Genomic DNA, 24,442 nt, shown 5'->3' on the forward strand with positions numbered 1-24,442 from the left:
TCTGAATCTCGGAAGCGCTTATGCTGGGGGTGTTTTGTTGTAGATGTAAAGAAATATCCGAGGTTACATGTTCCCGTCTACGGGTTCATCTGTTTTCTTCGACGGAGATACAAGGTTCCCATACTGCCGAGAATAATCAAAAGAGTCCCTACAAGAGTGTATCCCCATGTGCTCTCTTCTCCTGTTTTAGGCAGCATGCCCAGGAAAGAGCCATCCTCCCCTTCCTCTGCTCCTGCAACATTCGTATCTGCAGGGGAGGATGTATGATCCCCTCCTGGGCTAGTAGCATCGTCAGCATTAGCAACAGCTGAAGGCTTCTCTTCGTCAACAACAGTCGAATCTCCCGGTTTGGAAGGGGATTCTCCCCTATCCGGATCCGTTCCTTGGTCGGTTTCATCCTCTGGTTCTGAAGTTTCAGGCGTTACCACTGTGCCTGGAACTGTTGTGCCCGGAGTTGATGGATCTGGCGTGGATGTCCCAGGATTTGGTGTTCCTGTACTTGGTGTTCCCGGATTATAGGGCTCACTTGGCCCGCCAGGTACGGGAATGGCGATATTCGTCTTTTCCACCACTACGGTTTCCGTCTGTTTATCCGTAATCTCGAATTCAACCGACGTTTTGTCCAATTTATAACCTGCAGGTGCTTTTATTTCAACCAGTTGATACTTATTGGGTTCCAAATCCTTCAGAACGATTTCACCATTGGAATTGGTAGTCAGATTTGCTTCATCTACCCCTGTTACCACATCGAATCTCCAGTTTCCTTCCGCATCCAGCAGGGCCGTTTGAGCACGCAATTCAAATACAGCTCCTTGTAGATGCTGTGTTTTGTTTGCATTGAATTTAATCAGTTTCACGGAACGATCGTTTGCTTTGTTCTCAATGGTCAATTGCGTTTCCGGTTTCGTAATGTTGACTTGCGTTTCCGGCTGTTCGATTACAAAACCTTCTGCCTTGGTCTCAACCAAGGTGTATGGCCCATAAGGCAAGCTGTCAAATTGTATCATGCCGCTCATGTCCGTAACCTTCGTAGCGATTACGGTATCTGTACGATCGTCACGCAGTTCAAATTCGATTCCGCTTAACACCGACTTGTCCTTGGCATTTACTTTGGTAACCACCAGCTTGGCATTCATGCCCTGCCCATTGGTCTGGATGAGGGTTACAATCTGTGTTTGATCCGCTACAATCGTGAACGGTATGGGCGTTTCATCCAGTTGGTAGAATTCAGGCGCTGTTACTTCGACTAACTCGTAATTCCCTGGCGCCAGATCACCTTTGGCAATCGTTCCATCCTCACCCGTTGTTAACGTGTCGATCAACTCTCTGGTTTGAGCATTTTTCAAGTACAACTCGAACGTTGCGCCTTTTAGCTTTTTGTTGCTGTCAGCAGCATCTACCTTGGTTAATTGGAAACCTTGACGAATTTTCTCGTTGACAACTTCAAACGATTCATCTGCATCCTTAAACTGAATTGTTTTCCCTGTGGCAGCACTATATTCTGCATTAACAAGGTAACCGGCTGGTGCTGATACTTCCTTCAGCCTGTAGGCTACACCATCGGTTTGATGTAATCGATAATTCCGGGAGGTAACTGCCTCACCTTTCGCATCTGTCGGTTTCAACGTTTCCAGCAGCGTCGTTCCCGATGCATTATAGATCGCGAATACCGCTCCTTCCAGCGGAAGGCCTGCGTCATCGACTTTGTGAATTTTGATTTTACCCACACCTGTGGATGCTCCACCGCCAGCTCCAGCCATGTAAACGCGAATACCACTCTGCTGATCTGAACCCGTCACTGATGACGATTGATCCGCAAATTGAACTTTATTTTCGATTCTCGCACCACTATCGGCATTAATAAAGGATTGATATTCCAAAATTAAAGCACTTTTCATCTCATTCTTAAAGGTGAATGTAAAGGTGTTGCCTTCCACCACTAGCTCATACTCATCGGCATCCACCAAACCTGCCTTGGTTGATACATTGCCTGAGTTGTTCGCAGGCAGATCGGTTGCATACAGCTTTAACGTATCTGCGAGCAAAATCTGATTATCTGATAACTTATCCGTTAATACGGAGCCTGCTGCAATATATGATTGGCTTGGGTTGATATTTACCGTCCAGGAAGCTTTATCACTTGAACCGATTTGCTGCCCTGTTTTGTGTACATATATACCACCGTGTGCTGGTGTGACTTTCGCTTCTTTGTCAAATCGAACTGTGCCACCCTCACCATCTGTCAGGATCGCATGATTGGCGTACGTGCCCTCAACATCAAATTCCCCGTCCAAACTCGTTTTATACACGATCCGGTAGGCTGCTTTTCCGATGTTGCCAAGGTCTAAAGCGAAGCCTTTACCATCCGGGTTCAATTGGAATTGGTCTGGTGTCAGAGTAACCTCGTCACCAATCGCAGTGACATTATTGCTTCCCTGTAACAAGAGCTTATTCACTTTCAAAGAACCATCTACAAAAGATTGATCCCCCGTGTACGCATCCTTGAGAATAGCGTTCTGAATGTCGTACAAATTATAATTCACATCAATTGTCCAAGTGATCGTTTTGTCCTTGGCGCTATATTCTCCCTTTTTATTACCGTTCTGTATCGTGTAATCAAGCGGTCTAACTTCGGCAGATTTGGTGATTGAAGCTTGTGCTACATTCGCTTCTTTCCAATTCAATGTAGCCTCATTCCGATATACATTGTCGGTTGGCATACCTGCCGTCGGATCAAAGCTGGTCTTATACGTGATTACATGCTCTTTGTTGATCAACCCGCCAGCCTTCAATCGAATGGAGAAACCTTTTTCAAAGTTCACATCATCACTTGGGTCAGCTACGGGCTCCGTTTCAAACTGATCTTGCTGATCACCACTAATTTGCAGACTGCCCGGAATCAACTTCATATTTCTTCCTGCGTAGTTGTCTGTAATGACGATGTCCGTCATTTCCTTCAAATCACGGTTCAGCACAATCTGCCACTCGATTTCTTTCGTATTGAAGTTTTCACGTTTTACACTTTTCGCAAAAATGACTTCCTCAATATTCCTCGTGCCTTCTTTGGTTGTTCCATCGTGCATGGTCACTTTATTCTTTACCGTACCATTCGCATACACACGATCAATCGACTGGGTTTCATATTCGATCTCGTAGGCCTTCTTGATCCCCTCGTTAAAATGTAACTTGAAGCCTTCATCGAAGCCTGTGCCGACCCCGGTGAGTGTATATTCATTGGAATCTACTTGAGTCTTCCCTGCTGGTTTTCCGCTAGTATCGATGTCCACCTGGTATACTTTGACCGAGCCAGCAACCAATTGTTGTTTTGCAGTATCAAAACGATCTTCTATCCATGCATTCGCCTGAGCGATCTCTTGTTGATTGTAATTGTATTGCACTTTCCATGTGATCGTTTGGGTCACCGGGTTGTAGGCACTCTCTTGCCCTGACTTGTTCAGTGGTTCATTGAAACTCACTGTCACTCGACCGATATCCGTTTCGTTATGCTCGCTCTGATCCCCTGTAAGCTCCACCTTGTTCTCATACTCAATGTTTGTAAAAGGGGCAGTTGTTGGCGCTTTAATACTTGTTTTGTACGTCACCCGGTACGCTTTATCAATATCACCCAGGTTAATCGGAAATTGAGATTCGGTACTAAACAGATTTCCTAATTTGACAGATCCATCTAATTGAACCTGCAATTCACGAATCTCAATGTTCCCCTTGAGCTCCAAATTTGCCGGAAGTGTATCCGTCAGCACCGCATTTTGGATTTGTTTCTCCCCTTGGTTAAAATCAACAGTCCAGGTAATTTCATCCGAGTTAAAGCCGTTATTATTCGCGAATCCCGATTTCGTAAGTTCATCCTTGGCTGTATTCGCAAAGTGTACATTTAATGTAACAGCACCATCACGAATGAAATCAAATACGATCGGCTGCTTCAAGCCACCATCCATTTTGCTCTCGTCGAACTTGATCCAGACGTAGAAGTTCCCTTCTAATTTGGAACCAACGATCTGCTCGTTGAAGGTAAATACAACTTTGCCGTCTGGATGAACCACGTACTCCCCAACATCACCATCCAATGTTCCTTTTAACTGTGACTCGATCTTGAATTTGTCAGGCAGGTTAAACGTATACGTGGAACCTGCCTCATACCCATGAGAATCGTTTGGCAGTGCCCATGTAAAGAAGACAGCCACCTCATCCTTGATACTTGGTCTGACTGTCTCAATTTCGTCCCCTTGAGGCCGAACCGTGCCATTGCCATCCTCTATCGGTTTTTGATTATACATTTGAACACTTGTAATTAATTGATCCGTGATCTCTTGTGGAGCAGCACTGGCTGCCGCCATAGCAGCTTCATTCGCAGCATCATCTTGATCGAGATCAAGCTCTGCAGGTTCAACCGTGTCGTGTTCCAATAATGATTCCACCGTCGTATGTTCTGTCATCGTATCTTGTGCATATATGTTTGGTGAAAATAACCAGCCTTGCATCAATTGCGTGATCAACAGCAAAACAATGGCCACAATGCTCAATTTTTTCTTCATTTGTTGCTTATTCCTCCTCGTGCGTAGTGTCGGCATACGCCAAAGATCAGAATAACAAAGCAACCTATACAAAAAATATACAACACACATGCATGTGAATGTACACCATAATATCATTTTGAATCTAGGCGATAAGTGACTTCCCCTCGCCAAGAGCCGGTGGAATAGAGTAATGCAACATGCTCACAGCAAAAAAAGAACGCTCCTCTTCGGAAGCGTCCCTGTAAAATAACAACATCAATTTACGATTGGAATAGTCCAAGCTACATATTACATGGTCCAGGTAATTTTCACACGCAGATCGACAGTATCCTCCATGTTGGACACGTAATACGATATCGACTTCATGCCAAGCTGATACAAATCCTGCAAATCCTCCACTAGCCCCGTTTCAGTACCCTTGTATCTGAAAGTCAGCGAGGTTCCGCCATCCTTGAGCACACTCTGAACTTTAGTTTTCAGCGCGGCATGACCACTAATCGCATCACTTTCGTCGTAGAGCGAGTATTCCAGTGTATGATACAGCTTCTGGTACGCGGTTGCCTTGCTTCCTCCCGCCTTCACCAAAGTTTGCAAAGCTTCACGATAGGGAGCAGATGCAGCAGGATACTTGCCTTTAGCTGTCCAGACATGGTCACGTGCCATCTCATCATCACTGAGCAAATAATAATTATGACTTACCTTACCCTTACGGTCAGGAGTAGGATCGTCCCACGTCGTATCCATATGGTACCACTTGCCATCCAGCTTGACGAGATTCCAGGCGTGTAATTGCTCACCAGCCGTTCCTTCCACAATCCGGTTTTCTATACCCACCTGCTCCAGCATGCGATAAGCCAGCAATGAATAGCCCTGACATACAGTACTGCCGGTAACAAGTCCATCGTATGCAGTATATTTCTGCAAGGATGTATCGTAGGAAAGGTTAAGTACAATCCAGTCATGAATGGCTTTAACTTTCTCATGATTCGTCATACCGGGCACGATAATCTCTTTTAGCACGTTGGTCACCTTACGGTTCACATAATCGGTCTGCTCCTTCGTTTCCCGATAGGCCAGCTTTACATGTACCTCTGCGGATACATTGGAGCCTTTATAATTAAATGCGTAACTTTTAACGGTATATTGAATATAGGGATCACTGGTCATTGCTTCGTCAATGGAGCTCTGCAACTGTTTTTTGAGGCCTTTCACATTGCCTTTGTATGTAAAAACAAGTTCCTCCGTTCGCTGGGACATCGCGGTAAGCAACGTCTCGCGCAGATCCGTATTCGTGGATATGTCTGATGTTCCCGACGCCGCATACAGCTGATCCAGATCGACTGCATGTGGCAGTGCCACAGCGACGAGACAGCCAGCCAGTAGCAGGGTTATCACTCGTTTTCCGTGCTTGCCCATGAAAGGATACCACCTCTCTTTGCAAAGTTCTCATGCCTCATTGTATCACAAAAGGGATTGACGGCAGGCTTCTAGTTTTGTCGAAAAGCATCAAAAGAGACCCTCCGCAGAAGGCCCCTCTGTCTTCAGTAAAACAAACCTAACCTACCCCGTTATCCTCATCATATGACTCTTCCGGGCAATTATGCAACAAACTCCAATCAATATAAACGATTTCCGCTCATAAAGGTATCCGTCTTGCCCTGAAGCTTGGCCAGACGTTCCAAGACCTGAGCCGCTTCGGCAACCGTCACTTTGCGTGCAGGCATGAAGCGTCCTTCGATCGACGGCAACAATCCCAGCTTGATACTGAGGGAGACAGCTCCCTTGTTGTTGACCGCACTGGCATCTGCCAGATTGGGAAGATCCGATGGCAATGTGTAGAATCCGGCTAATTTCTCATAGCGCAAAATGCGCACGAGCAATACCGCCAGCTCTTCACGAGTCATCTCCTCTTCTGGATTTAGCTTCGTTTCAGAGTCGGCACCCGCTAACCAGCGCTGATCGATCAATGTCCGCACAGCTTGGTAATAAGAGCTCTCTGGGGTAATGTCAGCATATAGCTTCTCGCTCCCGTTTCCACTGTAATACATATCCATATTCGGGTTGACCGCTCTTGCCAGATAGGTAAACCAATCACCCTTTGTGATGACCCGGTCTGGGAATACACGACCCTGCTCATCTGCAAGAATTACGGCATGTTGAGTCATATTCCGAAGTGCAGCCTCCGCCACATGACCTGAAATATCACTAGGTTCAACATTCGCAGTGGCACTTCCGCTACCATACAAAAACTTCCATTCTCCAGTATTAGCATCAAGTACTTCATAACTGGCGGAAATCGAATTTCCATCTCGTGTAGGCTGGTAAACCAGGTTTACAGCCGAGGGAACGACCTGACCGGTACTCATGGCATAACCACCGTAGCGGGAGTAAGCCAGTGTTAACTTGAATGCTTCCAGATAGGTTGCCTTTGCCTTTTCATAACTGATGGCTGGTTTGGTGTTTCCAGGCAACTGTTCAGGCGTTGCAGCAATCCTTGTATAAAATTCGTTGATGGCTCCATCCTTCAGGACTTGTACTTGCACTGTATCATCCATAACCGCAATTCCGTTCATATAGCGCTGGAACATAAATGTACGTGCACCTTCAAATTCAAGCACACTGGACAACCGGAATTGTTCTGATGCACTCGGAACCAATGCAATCACCTTATTGATTGCAAGTTTCTCGGCTTGTGTCCGGGTTACGGACTTAGTCTCATTCTCATCCGCTGGTTTCTCCTGCGCAGCACCCGGCTCCACCCGCTGATACAAGCTGTAACTGTAAATCTGTCCAGTAAGCGCATCTACCTGTGCTGAAATATCTCTCATGAACATGTAGGATACATTCGCATTTCGATTGCTCCAGCTCAGGCTCCATACTTGATTGTTAGGACTTGCATACTCACCTTTGCTTAACTGACTATGCTCCAACTTGTAACCTTTCGGAATATCAAAGTTCTTTTTAATTATGTTCTCGGCTTGTTGTGCATTTAATTTCTGACCGTTCGCTGCGACAAAAGGAGCTACACTTCCTTTTAAAGGTTTATTCTGCTGTAAAGAATCTTCATCACCAATAGCTTTTCCAGTCATCTCGTTAATCGGCTCCAGTGTACTAGCATCCAGCGGAACCATGCTGGAATTCTTCGGCATATAACCAAGATAATACTTTTGTCCTTTGGGCGAAGATAGACGATCAGTCGAGATATAAGCGAGCTGTACATCAAATTGCTCCTCAAATCGTTGACTGGCCTTCTCTTCCGATACTGCCGACTTCGATGAAGGATATTCAGCTCCGGTTGTACTTCTTGAATATCCTGTCACCAAGCCACTTTCATCCACACTTATGTAGATCGTCTCTGCCTCAGACAACAAACCTTCATGCTTGAGCTGGTAGCCATATCGATATTCCGTTCTGCCAAACAAAGATTGCTGTGCAGTAGATTGATACACATCTCCAAGAGAAGCAAACTCATTTTCTTTCAATCCGGGAATAGCTTTGAACAGTAATGCCTCTGCATACACCTCAGCCTCGTCTTTAGTCAATTTGACATCAGAATCAGTAGACTGCTTATCCAGTAATTCAGAAGGCAAATGTACGCTTAGTACTTCCCCCGTGCCCGCATGAACCGTTGCGCTGAATCCCATCGTATGATTTCCTTCGACAATTTGAAAGCCAATCTCCCACGCCTTGTAATCCGGCGGTGGATAAGAGTTCGGTGAATCGAATCGTACGGATGCAATCGTCGCCTTTTTCAACAATGGAAATAATTTCAGTATATTCTCGCTGGCTTGCTTGGAGGAGATTTTGGCTCCTTCAGGCACCTCGTTGTCTGTTAATCCAAGTGGTTGTTCCGTTTCCCCCGCTGCCGATTCTGTTACCTGTTCCGCTGTCGCTGCCGACGCACTGCCTGCAAACCCTGGTGTCTGTGATGCCAGAAGCAAAGTTGCCATGGCTGCTGTAGCCGCTTTGGCTGTAAACATTTTGAATCGCACATTAAAATTCCAATCAAAACTCAAATCTGGACCTCTCCCTTCAATTTCATACAAGGATGCATGCAAAATAACCTCGCATGAATATTGCCAGTCTATTCTATGATACCATAAGCTTCCTTTTTAATCGTCATTTTCCCAACAATTTTACAAATGTGAATTTCTGCATATTGTATAGAAACAGCAAAAAAACGCCAACCGGGTTGGCGTTTCGAGGATCAGCCTGAGCATCAAGTGGGCTGAATTTTCTCTATATTGACGTTCGGTATAACAGATTCATTGGACTGAGCCTGCACCTGTACATGAGTTTTCAAGAAGGGAATCACCGTATTCCAGAACGCAGGATCCTCCTCTGAACAGCTATGGCCACCGCTATTGACCCACAGATGCTCCACGGGCGGGTCCGCTTTGGACATAAAATATTCAAGTTCGCTCGGTGGAATAAAGTTATCACCTTTGGAATGTACCATAAGCATCGGCAGCTGCATGCCTTTCCGCCGTTCATTCAGCAGCATGACTGGATCACGCTGGCGGTATGTTTTCAGAGATTCACCAAGCCGCCAGAACCAGATTCGTGGAATCAGCTGGGCCAGGGGGAACAGAGGCAGACGCCGGCGCCTCAGCTCCGAACTGACGATAACCTCGAATTGGGATGGCATGGAGTCCGTGATCACCGCAGATACAGGAATACCCTCCGTCACAGCGAGGATCGTGCCTAGTCCGCCCAAGGAGTGCCCAAGCACACCGATTGCTGCTGGATCAATTTCCGGCCGTGAGGATGTATATTGCAATGCTGACAGCAGATCATCGCGGAATAGGTAAGCTGAAGCTGCTTTAACTGGATCACTGGCTCCATGGCTTCGAACATCGTACATAAAGAGCGCATAACCTGCTTCCCAAATGGGACGAGCATAACGGAGGACACGTGATCGATTGGAGCCCCATCCATGTGCAATAATAATCAAAGGCCAAGGCTTCGGGACATGAGCTCCAGCCGGAATGAACCAGCCATGGACTCGCCCGCCTCCACTCTCGAAGGTTATATCTTCAAATGGCATGGGCGGTGTGAGCGTAATCGGAATCTTTTTGGGGGTCTGACTCTTCACCGCTGCCTTCCATAAACCACCCGCAGTTACCGCGGCAACCGCAATCATCCCGCCAATCATCGTTTTAGCTTTCACTGGTGTCACTCCTCTCCGTTTTCTGGCCTGACTCCATCATACGACAGCAAGGTTAACAGGACGTTAATCCACATCACTTCTTATATTATCTATTTGGTTCAGAAGCACTTCTTAATATATAACCTGATGAGTGTAATCCACTTGCGTTGGCTTCAAGGTTCAATCCTTGATTTTCGCTATTTCCACAAAAGCACGAGTGCAAGCAGCAATATGCTCATCATTCCCTGCTGCAAGTGCTTCTCGTGGTAAAAGTGCACTTCCAAGCCCCACTGCCGCCGCACCAGCAGCATAATAATCCGTAATGTTATCCAGTGTTGCTCCGCCTGTTGCAAGCAGTGGAATATGATTTAGTGGTGCCTTGATTTCACGTAAATACGGAATGCCCAGACTCGCCATCGGGAACAGCTTCACCACTCTTGCTCCTGCTTCATAGGCAGCCACAATCTCCGTTGGAGTCATCGCTCCGGGCCAGATCTCCACGCCATGTTCTACAGCATATTCAATAACGGACAGATCGACATTAGGAGACACGAGAAATTGAGCGCCCGCTGCAACGGCTTCTTTGGCCATCTGCACATTGAGTACCGTGCCCGCTCCGATATAAGCCTTACCCTCATGCCTTGCACGCCAGTCTGCAATAATATCGTGTGCCCCAGGTGTGTTCAGCGTCACTTCCATCAGACGGATTCCCCCATCAGTCATCCCCTGCCCTGCTGCCTGAGCAGATTCCCGGCTAATACCACGTACAATAGCTACCAATCTCGATTCCAATAATACTTCCGTCAGATTCATGCCAACTTCCCCTTGTTTCATAGATTCGGCAGCCGAAGACAAGTATTCGTTATCACCGCTTTTCCGTTAGTCACTATTGTAAAGCATATCGTCCCCTGGATGTAATCATTTGATCCAATTTCTTGAGAGAGTGTGTGCATCCAAGTTTCCGGCAGACAGTTAAATGAAAACCCAAAAACCTCTCTAATGGAAAAGGGATTATCCATCCACTTTATTCCATTAGAGAGGTATGCTTTAGGCTTTCTCCAGCACACTATTATCTTTCTCCAGATCCTTAAAATACCGATCGTTATATAACATGCTGGGATGTGTCGGATGGTACATCAAAGCAATGTCATTGTGCTCTTTGGCTTTCGCCCGATTGCCCATCCGGTCATAACACACACACAATTGTAAATGCGGCATCCATGTCCATGCAGCTTCGTTCAATACTACCATTGGATCGGTTGGACGTACGGCGCGGGTCGCCTGTTCATACCAGTATAAAGCTTTGCGGTAATCGGCACGGTCGGCAAAATATCCACCCAATCGGCAGCAAATCTCGGCCCTCGGCAGATCAAAGGCAAAGGATCTCAGCAATGCCGAGATTTCCTTTTCCGAACGTTCAAGCGCTGCCTCGCAATCAGCTATTTTCTGGCATGCCGCAATCTGATCTTCTACCCATCCCAGCCCGGTGTCCAGAAATTTCCCATAGTACTGCACCGCATCTTCAAGATGCCCGTGGTCTTTCAATTCATTGCCAAAATAATATAAATCACGCGGAGAGAATTCCTCCCCTGCCTGTTCGCGTTTGCGATAAATCTTTAGATTGCGATCCGTGTATTCCTTATCTTTCTTATGCGTGACTGCCACGTCGCTATGCAGCAGATGACCAGCAACTTCCAGATATTCATGCACTGCACCAATCCAGCGATAATTCCGATCCCGCCGCACCAGCCGATTCCGCCTGAGACTATACGCCACCTTCCCCTCCGCCGTAAAGGACAGATGATAATCCATCGTGACACTATCCACAGCAGGGTCCAGGGAACGCTTCAGTTCAATGAGCTTCACACGATCATCCGGTTCAAACACATCATCTGCATCCAGCCATAGTATATATTCACTTGTTGCTTGTTCAAAGGCAAAGTTCCTTGCTGCTGCAAAATCATCCACCCATTCAAAATCGATGATGCGGTCCGTATAACGAGCTGCGATCTGACGCGTCTGGTCCGTCGAACCCGTATCTACAATCACAATCTCGTCAGCGATCCCGTTAACCGAGTCCAGACATCTGGCGAGGGAAGCCTCTTCATTTTTCACAATCATACACAGCGAAATACGGATTGATTCCTCTCCGCGTTTGGCTCTGCGATTAAAAGCAGCTACTCCTGGCAATTCCGATAGTCGGTAGATGTGATAGGCCGGATAATGTGTATCCACATATAAACGGAACCCCAATGCCTGAGCACGGATGCAAAAATGGCGATCTTCTCCCCAGAAAGATACATTCGGAATCTGGTTATACGAAACCCCGGACTCTAATACATTCCTGCGAATAAGGGTACAGGCCCCCAAGCCCCCCACTTCATAACAACCCGGCGAACGCAATTGCCTCAGGAATGTATCCGTTTGTGTACCTTCGTCCTCTGCTTCCTCCCCCGCATTGCGTTTGCCTCCCTTGCGAAACAGGGCGTACTCATCCTGCAACCAGACTTGTGGCATTTCCCTTGTGCCCGGCTGCCATCGTGTCCAGAAGATGTTAGAGATGATCTCCTTTTTGTTCGATGCAAGCTGTTCCAATGTGCGTGGATGCAGGACGAGATCGGAATCAATCAGGAATACGGCATCGTACTTCTGGTCACGGGCATATGCCAATATCCGATTTTTCAGACCCGCTACCCGCCAGATCTGTTCGTCGCGCCAATAGTGCCCGCCCTCGTCCTTGTTGTATGTTCCTTTTCCCTGATTAAGATCTGCTTTATCTACATTCGCATCCATAAGGTTGCCTTCGTGCCGCAGTACAAACTCATGGAGCATATTGGATGCCGCTTCTTCTTCATTATCGTCCACAAACAGATAGTCGGTTGTTACCGCCGTTCGCTCAAGCGATTCCAGGGACTGGAGAAATTCATGGAGTACCGCTGCCGTCTGCCGAACAGGGCTGGCGATAAGAATCTTTTCCTTTGGCTCTTCTTTGCCTTTTTCTTTTTCCTTCTTCAAATCTAATGTCCTCCTTCCCTTATTCCGACCATTGCAGAAGTCTTGGCTCTGCATCCAAAATGGACTCGTACTGTTCCTTCCAGCCATATCTCGCATCCGGGTCAAGTTCCTGATAGCGCTCATATTTACGAATCCGGTCCTCTGCACGCGCCCAGCCATAATGCTTCACCCGAGGGGAATGACATCCATAGGCAAAATGCTGAATCGTTAGCGGAAAACGGCCGCAGTGCTGCGGAGTTTCCTTCCATTCATAGGTCCATTCCGGGCGGTATCTGACCAGAAATGGCCGATAATACGCATGAGCCTGCCAATATTGGTCTTCCCGGTAATGTGTATCGCTCCACATATCAAACAACCTGAAATAAATGGCGTCCTCCGTTCCACTCAACAGTTGATTCCGAACAGCACCAAAATCGGTTGTCAGAATTTCATCCGCATCCAGGTTTAAAATCCATTCCGGTCCGGTAGCCACCGTCGTCTCCCACTGCTGCTTGCGTAAACTTACCTCGTCTGCAAACAGGGAGCCCGGGTTCACAATCAACGTAAGCGGAATTCCCTCCAGCATTTCCTGGCATAAAGCGACGGTATGGTCCGTACTGCCGTCGTCAATAATCACTGCACGATCAATCCACGGTCGGTGAGTTTCGAGCGCCTGTCTGAGATACCTGTGCTCTTCATTGCGGACAATCATGGACAAGGTGACATGCGGCCTTGTGGTTTCTTCACGATCTTCCAACTCCACACCTCCAGGCTGAGTCTGTCACACGTAATAACTGATGTGTTATGGATAATTAATTGGCTGAACCTCTACTAACCTCAATATTTAATCTATGCGCGTCTGGAACAGGGTTATGTCTGGCAGGGAAACCTTTCATGACGTTTAGGAACCTTCAAAAACGAAATGTCCTTCTTTTCTCCGGACAACGACAAAAAAGGCACCCGCTTTCGCAGGTGCCTCCTTAATGTAATATTTCATTGGTTTAATATTTAACTGAATTCATATTGAATGACCTTAAGTCATTACCCTACCGGAAAACATTGAATTAACGGTACTCGGCCAAACGGTCATTCAGGCTGCGTGTTTGCCCGTACACATCCTGATACAGCGCGAACAGTTCATCATATACCTTAACCACTTCCGGGTTAGGCGTATAGGATTTGGCAGGACGAATGAATGCTGCTGCACAGTCCTGCAAAGATGGGAACCACCCACAGCCATAAGCTGCCAACATGGCTGCGCCCATTGCTGGGCCCTGCTCACTTTCCAATTTCACAATGGTTGCATTGAAGACATCGGCCTGCATTTGCAGCCAAGCTTCATTTTTGGCACCACCACCAATGGAGATCACTTCGTTGACCGTTTTGCCAGCGTTACGCAGAATATCGATGGACTCCCGCAGAGAGAACGTAATGCCCTCCATCACTGCACGTCCAAAATGCTCCAGCTTATGACCGGCATCCATACCGATAAAGCTGCCACGAATGTTTGCATCCGGGTGCGGTGTACGCTCGCCAACGATATAAGGCGTGAACAACAACCCGTTGCTTCCCGCTGGAATCGCATCAATGCCCTGCAAAAGCACATCAAATGATTTGTCCGCTGCAAACGTATCCTTGAACCAGGACAGGCTGTATCCTGCCGCAAGCGTTACTCCCATAATATAGAAGGCATCTTTCTCGCCATGGTTAAAAAAGTGCACTTTGCCTTCAAAATCGAGATCTTTACGCTCTTCATAGGAAAGCACTACCCCGGACGTTCCGATGCTGCACATCGTCTGCCCTTCACTCAGAATGCCTGCACCGATGGCTCCGCATGCATTGTCCGCACCGCCTGCATATACTTTCGTAGCGGCTGCAAGTCCGGTTTGATCCGCAATCTCAGGCAGCAATGTGCCTACTTCCTCAAATGACTCCACAAGTCGTGGGCACAAGGATAACGGCAGTTCAAAAGCTTCCGCGATTTCCTTGCTCCACTGCTTGCCTGCAACATCCAGCAGCAAAGTGCCCGCTGCATCCGAATAATCCATGGAATAATCACCTGTCAGGCGATACCGCACATAGTCCTTCGGTAACAGGAACAGAGCGGCCTGTTGCAGCAATTCCGGCTCGTTCTCCTGTACCCACAGGATTTTGGGCAGAGTAAAACCTTCGAGCGCACGGTTACGGGCAATACTTAACAATTTCCCGTCCAGTACTTTCTCAATGCGACGGCACTGAGCCGTTGTCCGTGTATCGTTCCACAGGATGGCATTGCGCAGCGGTTTACCCTCGGCATCCACCAGCACCAATCCATGCATCTGTCCGGAGAAACTCAGCCCTTCGATTTCCGAAGGATGCACGCCGGACACCTCCAGCAATTTGCGCAGTGAAACAATTGTCTGCTCTACCCAGTCCTCGGGGTTTTGCTCACTGTATCCAGCTTTGGGCTGGTACAGCGGATAAGCCTCGGACGCTTCAAATGCCACTTTTCCTTCACGGTTAACCAGCACCGTTTTCACTGCGCTGGTTCCCAGATCGACACCAATTACGTAACTCATGAGTTAACTCCTCTCGTTTGTAACAGGATTGTATAAATGAAACTTTGATGCTCATGTGGGCACTCCGTGATCAGAAAACCCTCGGATCGCCGTTACCCCCGGATTTCCTTTATACCCTTTAGCAAGGGAGAAATCCGGGGATAAATGCGACCGCTTTGCTTCCTCCGGGTCCTTTCTGCTCACTCCGTTCTGCATGCACCATCTTAGACAAACATTTATATCAAAACAGTAAAAACGTACTCGTTCTTATAGCGGAAAGATTGATCCAATGACCTTGATTCGTCATTGGTTATAAATGAAACCTTGATACGCCTGTAGGTCACTCATGTATCATTGGTTTAGGTATCAAAAAACCGTCCCCGCCTTCCCAGGGGAAAGTCGGGGACGGTCCGAATGTCATGCTTGTTCAGGCGTTCCGTGGTACAAGCTTAGGCTATGCTGGCGTGCACACTTTGTTATACTCCTGCACAAGCGTCACTACAGGCAAAACGTATTCGTTGGTTCACAATCTTCCATACCCAAAGCTTAACCGGTATTAGTCAGCCAGGATGTATTGGTTGAGTTTTGCTCTCAGCAATTCCTGACGTCCGGATTGATTTTTGCGTGGGCTTTCGTTGTTCAGCGCGTATTCTGCAAGGGAAGCCAGTGTTGCTTTACCTGCAACCACATCAGCACCGATACCTTCGCTGAAGCTGCTGTAGCGTTTTTCGATGAAGTCATCGAATACGCGATCTTCAATCAATTTCGCTGCTACTTTCAAACCTTTAGCATACGTATCCATACCAGCGATGTGTGCGAGGAACAGATCGTCTGCTTCGAAGGAACCACGACGTACTTTGGCGTCGAAGTTCACACCACCACGGCCGATACCGCCGTTTTTCAATACTTCGTACATTGTCAATGTAGCATCGTACATATCAACCGGGAACTCATCCGTATCCCAGCCGATCAGCATATCGCCTTGGTTGGCATCGAGGGAACCGAGCATACCGTTTGTACGGGCAACGCGGATCTCGTGATCAAATGTGTGACCAGCCAGTGTTGCATGGTTAGCTTCCAGGTTCAGTTTGAAGTGTTTGTCCAAACCGTATTTTTGCAGGAAGGCAATGGAAGTTGCTGCATCATAGTCGTATTGGTGTTTCGTTGGCTCTTTCGGTTTAGGCTCAATCAGGAATTGTGCATCAAAGCCAATTTCCTTCGCGTAGTCTACTGCCATGTGGAACATGCGAGCAATGTTGTCTTGCTCCAGCTGCATGTCTGTGTTGAGCAATGTGTCATAACCTTCACGACCGCCCCAGAACACATAGTTTTCTGCGCCCAGACGTTTACCCACTTCCAGACCTTTCTTGATTTGCGCTGCAGCGTGAGCGTACACATCTGCGTTGCAAGTGGAAGCTGCTCCAAACATGAAGCGTGGGTTGGAGAACATGTTCGCTGTATTCCAGAGCAATTTTTTGCCGCTGGATTTCATGTGATCTTCAATCAGGTCAACAATCGTATCAATGTTGCTGTAGAACTCACGCAGGCTGTTGCCTTCTGGTGCGATGTCCACATCGTGGAAACAGAAGAACGGGAGATTCATTTTTTCCAAAAATTCAAATGCCGCTTCCACGCGGACTTTCGCGAGGTCCAGACCGGAGTATTTATCCCAAGAACGAACAGCAGTTTCTGCACCAAACGGGTCACTACCGCCCGCTGTTAATGTATGCCAATAAGCCATGCCGAAACGGAAGTGCTCTTCCATCGATTTGCCAGCTACAACTTCTTCCGGATTATAATGTTTAAAAGAAAATGGATTCGTGGAATCTTTACCTTCGAATGAAATTTTATTAACGGATTCAAAATAGGCCATGGTAAATGCCTCCTCAATAGTTTTGAAAGTAATCGTTTACAACGTTATCCTAACACATCAGTTATACTTTGTCTATTGGTTAAACAAAGTAAAAATAAAATTTTTTTTGCTCGTTTGTTTACGCTATAATAGTCGAATAGCTTGTTTACGGATTGCGGGTCTGAACCCTTTTTTAGAAGAATAGGAGTGCCATATGGATATGAAAATTACCGGAGACCAGATGCTGGTCAAAAAAATAAACAAGTCGATCGTCCTGGATACGATACGGCGTCATGCCCCCCTCTCCCGTGCACGGGTATCCGAGATTACAGGGCTGAATAAAGCAACGGTATCCAATCTGGTTGCCGATCTGATCAATGATGAGCTTTTGCAGGAAATTGGCCCTGGGGAATCCAGCGGTGGACGCAAACCTCTCATGCTGCTATTTCGCGGTACATCGGGATATGCCGTAGGCTTGGAACTTAGCGTGACCCACTTAAAAGGTGTGCTTACCGATCTGGAAGGTCACATCATCACAGAATATGCCGTTAAGTTGGAACATCATGATGTGTCCTCTGTATTTGAACAGTTGAAACTTGCAGCAGAACATCTGATTCAGGCAGCCCCTCCCTCCCCTCACGGGGTAATTGGTATTGGGATCGGGGTACCGGGCATGGTGGACGAGGAAGGAACGGTGCTGTTTGCACCCAACTTGGGGTGGGAGAAGGTTCCCCTGCGTGCCATGCTGGAAGAAGTATTCGAGTTACCTGTCACGATCGACAATGAAGCGAATGCAGGTGCGCATGGAGAATTGAATTTTGGTGCAGGCATCGGTGTACGTCATCTGATTTACATTAGTGCAGGCATCGGGATCGGTTCAGGCATTATGGTGGATGGCGAGCTGTACAAAGGAGCCTGGGGATATGCAGGAGAAACAGGCCATATGTCCATTGAAGCAGAGGGCAGACCTTGCTCCTGTGGCAATCGTGGCTGCTGGGAGTTATATGCTTCGGAGAAAGCTTATGAGCACCCGGATCATCAGTTGCTTTTGCCGGCACATACGACACGGGAATTGATTGATTATGCACAGCAAGGCCATGAAGATGTATTGAAGCTATACCAGGAAATTGGCCGCAAACTGGGAGTTGGCATCACCAATATCGTTAACAGTTTCAATCCTGAGCGCATTATTATCGGCGGCCCTCTCTCTGAAGCAGGACCCTGGATTGAAACGGCGCTGAAACAAGTGGTGGAGGAGCGTACGTTGCCCTATCACCGCCGCAGTTTGCAGATAGAATGGGCTGCTCTGGGCAGTCGGTCCACACGTGTTGGTGCCGCTTACTCAGCAATTTCCCAATTTCTAGGTAAAATAAGAGTTTCCGTCTAATAACCGCTGAAAATTGACATCATTTTGCCCCATTTCCTCCCTTTTTGTTAAAGAAATCCAGAGGTATAATAGGGTTATGTGATTTTTGTCATGGCGGCATGAATGTCGCTGTGTTAATTCCGATGACGAAACGGAGTGAAAATTCGTGACCTACGTGGATACTTCAGATATCTCGGCGCAAATGTTTGTCACCGTACTCCTGTTCCTGATCGTGCTTGCGCCGCTGTTCAGCCTTGGCATACTTCGATTGTTTCAGAGCAAAAAGAAGGCTGGTTTCATGTACATGCTGTCAGGCGTACTGGTGTATGTAGTATTTCAGACCTTTATGAGTATCTTTTTCTAGATAAAATATGTTTCATTTTACCGTCAAATCCCTTTTTACATCCACAAAAGAGTTCATGAAACATGTGCTCTATTGTAGCTGTGAAAGGGGATTTTTCATGTTGAAGATAAAAGAAGCCTCAGTCCTGATTCGGACCAAGGCTTCTCCAATATATATTCAAACGGCTCGCGCGAACCGGAATAGCTGCATGTGACTTGAACTTACCCTATAGAGGGTAAATTAAGCGTCAAGCGCTTTAGCAAATTGAGTTTTGTTCATACCCAGAATGCGGTGTTCACCAATGATAGTCAGAGGTACGGCACGTACGCCCATGTCCCATACTTGTTGTGCGAACTCATCGCTTGTCTCGATGTTGCGCTCTTCATAAGAGATGCCTTTGTCAGCCAGGAAGCTTTTTACCGATTTGCAATTTGGGCAGTTGGTCGATGTGTATACAATTACGTTTTCCATGTTGATTCACCTCATATTGTTATTTTATAGACTGATCTATTGCTCAAAACAGCTCTTCCCTTACAGGACTACTGCGCTATGCTCCAAGCTCTCAATATATTTCTCTGTATCCATCGCAGCCATACATCCGCTACCTGCTGCTGTGATCGCTTGTTTGTAACGGGTATCCTGTACATCACCACAAGCGAATACGCCTGGGATATTGGTTTCGGATGTTCCCGGTGTAGTCAGAATATAACCGTGTTCGTCGGTTGTGATCTGTCCGCCCAGGAATCCAGTGTTTGGTGTGTGACCAATCGCTACGAATACACCACTAGCAGGAATGATTTCTTCTTCACCTGTTTCGTTGTTCAGTACTTTCAATCCTGTTACGCCGTTGTCGCCAGCCAACACTTCCAGAGGGGTACGGTTCAATGCCATTTCCACTTTCTCATTGCTGCGTGCACGATCCTGCATGATTTTGGAGCCACGCAGTTCTTCACGACGGTGTACCAGGGTTACTTTGGAACCGAAACGGGACAGGAAGCTCGCTTCCTCCAGCGCGGAGTCGCCACCGCCAATAACGATGATTTCTTTGTTGCGGAAGAAGAATCCGTCACATGTCGCACAAGTGCTGACACCACGGCCCACATTCGTTTCTTCTCCAGGAATACCAAGGTATTTAGCAGATGCGCCCGTAGACAGGATCAAGGTTTCGGATACGAGTTCACCCATGCCTTCAACCTGAATTTTGAATGGACGCTCGCTCATATCGATGTTGTTTACCCAGCCTGTACGGAATTCTGCACCGAAGCGTTCTGCTTGTTTGCGCATATTGTCCATCAGTTCAGGACCCATAATACCGTCAGGGAAACCTGGGAAGTTCTCCACTTCTGTTGTTGTTGTCAGTTGACCACCAGGTTGTGGTCCTTCAATAACGAGTGGGTTCAAGTTGGCACGTGCCAGATAGATTGCTGCTGTCAGCCCTGCAGGGCCTGTTCCAATAATAATTGATTTATACATGTATAGTTCCTCCCCCGGGTTCTGCAAAAAGGTCAGGCTCTCCGGCATCAAAAGCAAATGCTTTTGCATACACTAGAACGAAAGCCTACATCATGTCCACATGAACTGCCCGTTATGACAATTAACCTATGCAGAAACGGAATTCTAATTTATAATCATTCTAATCTGTTGTTCATTATGATCTCTTTTATGTACGGTGTCAATGCTCGGCAGCGATTATGAAGAAGTCTTCATCAGGAGGGAAAATGGAAGCATGAACGATGCACTCATTGGCAGCTTTATCTCAGCCATGTCTACCGGCCTTGGGGCCATACCTATTCTATTTATGCGCAAAGTAACTCACCGTCTGCGTGATATTTTGCTTGCCTACGCAGCAGGCATCATGACCTCTGCCTCGGTGTACAATCTCATACCGGAAGCACTCGGGCAATCCAATTTGTTCGTACTTGCCCTTGGTATCATGCTGGGCAGCATGGTTCTGCTTGTACTGGAGATGAAGATTCCCCATGTGGATCTGGAAAATCCCGAGAAGATGCCTTTCAAAATTGAAGCCAAAGCCTTCATGATTATTGCAGCCATCACCATGCATAACCTGCCCGAAGGGCTATCGGTAGGTGTCAGCTACGCAAGCAGTGACGCAGGACTTGGCAATCTGATTGCCTTTTCCATTGGATTGCAGAATGCGCCGGAAGGATTCCTGGTCGCCCTCTTCCTCGTCAATCAGAACATCGGTCGCTTCAAAGCGCTCGGTATCGCCACGCTGACTGGCGCAGTTGAAATTGTTACAGCCATGATTGGTTACACACTCAGTAGTCTGGTGTCCGGTCTAGTTCCTTATGGTCTTGCCTTTGCAGCGGGTGCGATGATGTTCATCGTGTACAAGGAACTGATTCCCGAAAGCCACGGCGACGGCAACGCACGGGCGGCAACGGTTTCCTTTTTGCTCGGACTGATCACGATGATTGGGCTGACTGAACTCTTTTAATGGAAAGAACAAAGAACAGCCCCCACATGAACACAAGAATGGACGGCAAAAAAACCTGAAAGCACAGCAGCTCGCTGAACTTCCAGGTTCTTTTTTTGTTCACAAATGAAGATTCAATGAATAGTTGAAACGATCTGTAAAGGTCGATTAACGATCAGATTCCGGATTTGATAAATCGAATCAGTTCGGCATTGAATTTTTCCAATTCATCATAGAACGCCCCGTGACCGCTCTCCTCAAAAGCAATCAATTGAGAACCGGCAATGCCTTTGTGCATCTCCTCGGCGAATTCAAACGGACATATCCCATCCTTCTTCCCGTGCAAAATGGCTGTAGGTACCTGAATCGAACTCAGGTCACCTCGCAAATCCTCATCTCGCAGTGCAATTGCACTGGAGATCGTAGCGTAAGACGAGGCTTCCATACCGAGTGCATGGAACCAATCCATAAACGGCTGGCTGTGCTGCTTCGCGAAAAACATGCCGCCAAACGTCTCCAGCAGCTTCGGACGATCTGCGAAGATTGGCTCAATAATCTGCTCGGTGAGCTGCGCCGGAGTAAGTCCATATGGATAACCCTCACGCTGCGTGAACACTGGTGCCGCCGCAGACAATAGTGCCAGCTTGGATACACCATGTCCCGCATGGCGGGCCATATAATGCACGGCAATCGCTCCACCCATGGAGAAGCCTGCAAGCACCACGTCGGTCAACTCCAGGTCATCGATTACGGCACGAACATCGTCCGCCATCCGGTCGTAGTCATAACCTGTGGACGGAGCGTCCGACTTGCCATAACCTCTGAAATCTATTGCAATCGCACGAATGCCTTGATTCGGCAGTACATTTAATTGATATTCGAACATTTTATAATTAACTGGCCAGCCGTGCAAAAAGACAACCGGTGTTCCTTGACCAATATCTTCAACAAATATACTCACATTCGGTTCCACTTGTACGTAACGTCCCATTATTCACAGCTCCCTTGATTGTCATATCGTTGCAGCGGCAAATTACCGATCTGCTTGGTAATGTTGTAATAACAACGTTCCCTAAGTCATATTCCGTGTGGAACGTTCCTCTGGAATCGTCTCTTCGAATCATTACCCGCTGACCCAAGGTTCAAACGCCGTCGTTTTCAAATGGATTTACTTACCGCAGCAGTCTTAGTCCATTCAGAATAACCAGGATCGTGCTGCCCTCATGGCCTACCACGCCCAATGGCAATGCAACATCTTGTAAGAAGTTACCCGCGATTAGAGCCAGAATTACCGTGATGGCAAAAAACATATTCTGCTTCACCGTCCGCTGGGCCCGGCGAGCTTGCCTGATCACCCAGGCGATTTCTTCAATATTGTCATTCATCAGTACAACATCCGCTACTTCCAGTGCCGTGCCGCTGCCTGATACCCCCATCCCCATGCCAACCGTTGCCGCTGCAAGTGCAGGCGCATCATTCACACCATCCCCAACCATTAACACTTGCCCATACTGTTCGCGAAGTAGATGCACCTGCTTCACTTTATCTTCGGGCAACAGACCTGCGTACACTAGGCTCACACCTGTCTCACGGGCGATTACTGCTGCCGATTCAGGACGATCACCTGTCAGCATAGCCACCTTCACACCCATCGCTTCCAGCATTTTTACCGCTGCGGCCGCTTGTGGGCGCACAGTGTCCCTCATCGCGATCAGTCCGGCCATCTTCCCGTTCGCTGTTATGGCAGACACGGTCTTGCCTTCTCCCTCAAGTTGGGCACGTATGCCATGCCACACAGCAAGATCATTCATATCACAAGCACCTAATTGCTTCTCTATATGATTTGCGTTATTTACCTCACTGATATGATGCGTATCTAACTCATCCGTTTTGCCAATTTTCCAGAGCACACCGTCTACTTTCCCCTCAATCCCCCAGCCCGTCAGCGCCTGAACCTGTTCAGCAATTGGGAGGTTGAGGTCCTCCTTGCTTGCCTGCTCCACAATGGCCCGAGCCAGTGGGTGCATCGAAAGATTCTCAATGGCAGCTACCGCACCCAACAACTGAGCCCGGTCATATCCGTCTGCCGTTATAATATCGGTCACCTGTGGTGTACCCATCGTCAATGTCCCCGTTTTATCAAAAGCAACCACCTGGGTCTGGGCCATGTTCTCCACATGAGCGCCACCCTTGAAGAGAATACCGCGACGTGCACTGCTGGACATCGCTGATAACATGACCGGCATAATGGAAGAAACCAGGGCACAAGGTGAAGCGACAACGAGAAAGACCATTGCTTTGTAAAACGCATCATTCCATGTCCAACCAAGCAATAACGGTGTTGCCACAATAACCAGCACCGTTACGGCGACAACAATACGCGCGTATATCCCCTCGAATCGTTCAATAAAGCGTTGGGAATCCGGCATTTCCGTCTGCGCCTCTTCCACGAGTTTAATAATTTTGCCAAACAACGATCCTTCAGCGGATTTGGTTACCTCCACATATAGAGCGCCTTCGCCGTTCACGGTACCTGCAAATACTTCGTCACCAGCAATTTTGTCTACAGGTAAGGATTCGCCTGTAATCGAGGCCTGATTGATAAAAGAGCTACCCCGGTACACGACACCATCTGCCGGAACCAGTTCGCCCGGTTTGACCAGCAACAGATCCCCCGGCTGCAAATCATCGATGGATACAAGATTCATTTTCCCGTCCTCAATACGCAGCGCCGTTTCCGGTTTGAGCGCCAGCAGCGATGAAATATCTTTGTGACTACGCTCCGTTGCATAGCTTTCGAGTGCACCACTTAACGCAAAAATAAAGATCAGCATGGCGCCTTCATTCCAGTAGCCGATGGCTGCCGCTCCCAACGCTGCTGCAATCATGAGCAGGTTCACATCGAGATCACGATCCTTGACCAAAGTCTCTATGCCTTCTTTGGCCTTGGTCCATCCACCTATGGCATAAGCAACAATATACAGTACTACGGATAACGGATTAGACCATGATGCCGTCACCCAGGCAATAAGCATCAAAAGTCCACTGCCCAGTGCAGCTTGCATTTCCTTGTTGCGCAGCATGGCCCGAAAATCTGGTTTGCGCCCCCGGCCCGGACCTGGTGTGTTGGCAGAGCGCTGTTCAGCTTTCGCTTTGGTTTGAATAGGTTGATGTATCGCTTGCATATGAATCACAATCCTTTCTGATTGTCGGGTTGTGGATTGCATTT

General features: G+C 47.6%; 16 protein-coding genes. 3 read left to right on the forward strand and 13 right to left on the reverse strand.

Features of this window, described 5'->3' with window-relative positions; all coding sequences use genetic code 11:
- Nucleotides 1-77: 77 nt before the first annotated feature.
- The 9 genes from MKY42_RS27890 to xylA form a co-directional block, all read right to left on the reverse strand.
- Nucleotides 78-4,553 carry a collagen binding domain-containing protein gene (locus MKY42_RS27890; RefSeq protein ID WP_339846300.1) on the reverse strand — a complete coding sequence of 1,492 codons (4,476 nt, stop codon included), beginning with the start codon at nt 4,551-4,553 and terminating at the stop codon, nt 78-80.
- A gap of 270 nt (nt 4,554-4,823) precedes the next feature.
- On the reverse strand, nt 4,824-5,951 hold the full coding sequence (locus MKY42_RS27895) for a transglutaminase domain-containing protein (RefSeq protein WP_090904703.1): 1,128 nt from the start codon (nt 5,949-5,951) through the stop codon (nt 4,824-4,826).
- A 200-nt stretch (nt 5,952-6,151) separates the two neighbouring features.
- Nucleotides 6,152-8,551, reverse strand: coding sequence for a YcdB/YcdC domain-containing protein (locus MKY42_RS27900; RefSeq protein ID WP_179262989.1), 2,400 nt, complete (start codon nt 8,549-8,551; stop codon nt 6,152-6,154).
- Between the two features lie 203 nt (nt 8,552-8,754).
- The gene (locus tag MKY42_RS27905; RefSeq protein WP_256222506.1) at nt 8,755-9,705 is read right to left on the reverse strand and encodes an alpha/beta fold hydrolase; all 951 of its coding nucleotides are present in this window, start codon (nt 9,703-9,705) and stop codon (nt 8,755-8,757) included.
- Between the two features lie 159 nt (nt 9,706-9,864).
- Nucleotides 9,865-10,497 carry a bifunctional 4-hydroxy-2-oxoglutarate aldolase/2-dehydro-3-deoxy-phosphogluconate aldolase gene (locus MKY42_RS27910; protein WP_339846304.1) on the reverse strand — a complete coding sequence of 211 codons (633 nt, stop codon included), beginning with the start codon at nt 10,495-10,497 and terminating at the stop codon, nt 9,865-9,867.
- 234 nt (nt 10,498-10,731) lie between these two features.
- Entirely contained in the window at nt 10,732-12,699 is a 1,968-nt protein-coding gene (locus MKY42_RS27915) for a glycosyltransferase (protein WP_339846307.1), read from the reverse strand.
- A 19-nt stretch (nt 12,700-12,718) separates the two neighbouring features.
- Nucleotides 12,719-13,435: a glycosyltransferase family 2 protein gene (locus tag MKY42_RS27920; protein ID WP_339846310.1), complete on the reverse strand. Its 717-nt coding sequence runs from the start codon at nt 13,433-13,435 to the stop codon at nt 12,719-12,721.
- Between the two features lie 307 nt (nt 13,436-13,742).
- Nucleotides 13,743-15,236, reverse strand: a complete 1,494-nt coding sequence (gene xylB, locus MKY42_RS27925) for a xylulokinase (protein WP_339846313.1) — start codon at nt 15,234-15,236, stop codon at nt 13,743-13,745.
- 535 nt (nt 15,237-15,771) lie between these two features.
- Nucleotides 15,772-17,088, reverse strand: coding sequence for a xylose isomerase (gene xylA / locus MKY42_RS27930; RefSeq protein WP_090904698.1), 1,317 nt, complete (start codon nt 17,086-17,088; stop codon nt 15,772-15,774).
- Between the two features lie 199 nt (nt 17,089-17,287).
- On the opposite strand from xylA, the gene MKY42_RS27935 reads away from it, so the two are divergent.
- Both MKY42_RS27935 and MKY42_RS27940 read left to right on the forward strand, forming a co-directional pair.
- Nucleotides 17,288-18,454, forward strand: coding sequence for an ROK family protein (locus MKY42_RS27935; protein ID WP_090904760.1), 1,167 nt, complete (start codon nt 17,288-17,290; stop codon nt 18,452-18,454).
- 145 nt (nt 18,455-18,599) lie between these two features.
- Nucleotides 18,600-18,797 carry a hypothetical protein gene (locus tag MKY42_RS27940; protein WP_053779005.1) on the forward strand — a complete coding sequence of 66 codons (198 nt, stop codon included), beginning with the start codon at nt 18,600-18,602 and terminating at the stop codon, nt 18,795-18,797.
- A 219-nt stretch (nt 18,798-19,016) separates the two neighbouring features.
- Here MKY42_RS27940 and MKY42_RS27945 read toward each other — a convergent pair whose 3' ends face one another.
- Nucleotides 19,017-19,247 (reverse strand): glutaredoxin family protein, encoded by a 231-nt coding sequence (locus MKY42_RS27945; RefSeq protein ID WP_090904697.1) that lies wholly within the window; start codon nt 19,245-19,247, stop codon nt 19,017-19,019.
- A 60-nt stretch (nt 19,248-19,307) separates the two neighbouring features.
- The gene (trxB, locus tag MKY42_RS27950) at nt 19,308-20,249 is read right to left on the reverse strand and encodes a thioredoxin-disulfide reductase (RefSeq protein WP_076291238.1); all 942 of its coding nucleotides are present in this window, start codon (nt 20,247-20,249) and stop codon (nt 19,308-19,310) included.
- 253 nt (nt 20,250-20,502) lie between these two features.
- Here trxB and MKY42_RS27955 point away from each other — a divergent pair, with 253 nt between their 5' ends.
- The gene (locus tag MKY42_RS27955; protein WP_053779008.1) at nt 20,503-21,234 is read left to right on the forward strand and encodes a ZIP family metal transporter; all 732 of its coding nucleotides are present in this window, start codon (nt 20,503-20,505) and stop codon (nt 21,232-21,234) included.
- A gap of 154 nt (nt 21,235-21,388) precedes the next feature.
- Here the strand turns inward: MKY42_RS27955 and MKY42_RS27960 are convergent, their stop codons facing one another.
- Nucleotides 21,389-22,204 (reverse strand): alpha/beta hydrolase, encoded by an 816-nt coding sequence (locus MKY42_RS27960; RefSeq protein ID WP_339846321.1) that lies wholly within the window; start codon nt 22,202-22,204, stop codon nt 21,389-21,391.
- Between the two features lie 181 nt (nt 22,205-22,385).
- A complete protein-coding gene (locus tag MKY42_RS27965; RefSeq protein ID WP_339846324.1) occupies nt 22,386-24,398 on the reverse strand; it encodes a heavy metal translocating P-type ATPase in 2,013 nt (670 codons plus the stop codon).
- Nucleotides 24,399-24,442 lie beyond the last annotated feature (44 nt).

The organism is Paenibacillus sp. FSL W7-1088 (genome assembly GCF_037969855.1).
Taxonomy (GTDB): Bacteria; Bacillota; Bacilli; order Paenibacillales; family Paenibacillaceae; genus Paenibacillus.

Coding starts and splice junctions, on each gene's coding strand:
- MKY42_RS27895 (WP_090904703.1), bottom strand. CDS start 5,951: ATGGGCAAGCACGGAAAACGAGTGATAACCCTGCTACTGGCTGGCTGT.
- trxB (WP_076291238.1), bottom strand. CDS start 20,249: ATGTATAAATCAATTATTATTGGAACAGGCCCTGCAGGGCTGACAGCA.
- MKY42_RS27910 (WP_339846304.1), bottom strand. CDS start 10,497: ATGAATCTGACGGAAGTATTATTGGAATCGAGATTGGTAGCTATTGTA.
- MKY42_RS27960 (WP_339846321.1), bottom strand. CDS start 22,204: ATGGGACGTTACGTACAAGTGGAACCGAATGTGAGTATATTTGTTGAA.
- MKY42_RS27965 (WP_339846324.1), bottom strand. CDS start 24,398: ATGCAAGCGATACATCAACCTATTCAAACCAAAGCGAAAGCTGAACAG.
- MKY42_RS27945 (WP_090904697.1), bottom strand. CDS start 19,247: ATGGAAAACGTAATTGTATACACATCGACCAACTGCCCAAATTGCAAA.
- MKY42_RS27890 (WP_339846300.1), bottom strand. CDS start 4,553: ATGAAGAAAAAATTGAGCATTGTGGCCATTGTTTTGCTGTTGATCACG.
- xylA (WP_090904698.1), bottom strand. CDS start 17,088: ATGGCCTATTTTGAATCCGTTAATAAAATTTCATTCGAAGGTAAAGAT.
- xylB (WP_339846313.1), bottom strand. CDS start 15,236: ATGAGTTACGTAATTGGTGTCGATCTGGGAACCAGCGCAGTGAAAACG.
- MKY42_RS27935 (WP_090904760.1), top strand. CDS start 17,288: ATGAAAATTACCGGAGACCAGATGCTGGTCAAAAAAATAAACAAGTCG.
- MKY42_RS27955 (WP_053779008.1), top strand. CDS start 20,503: ATGAACGATGCACTCATTGGCAGCTTTATCTCAGCCATGTCTACCGGC.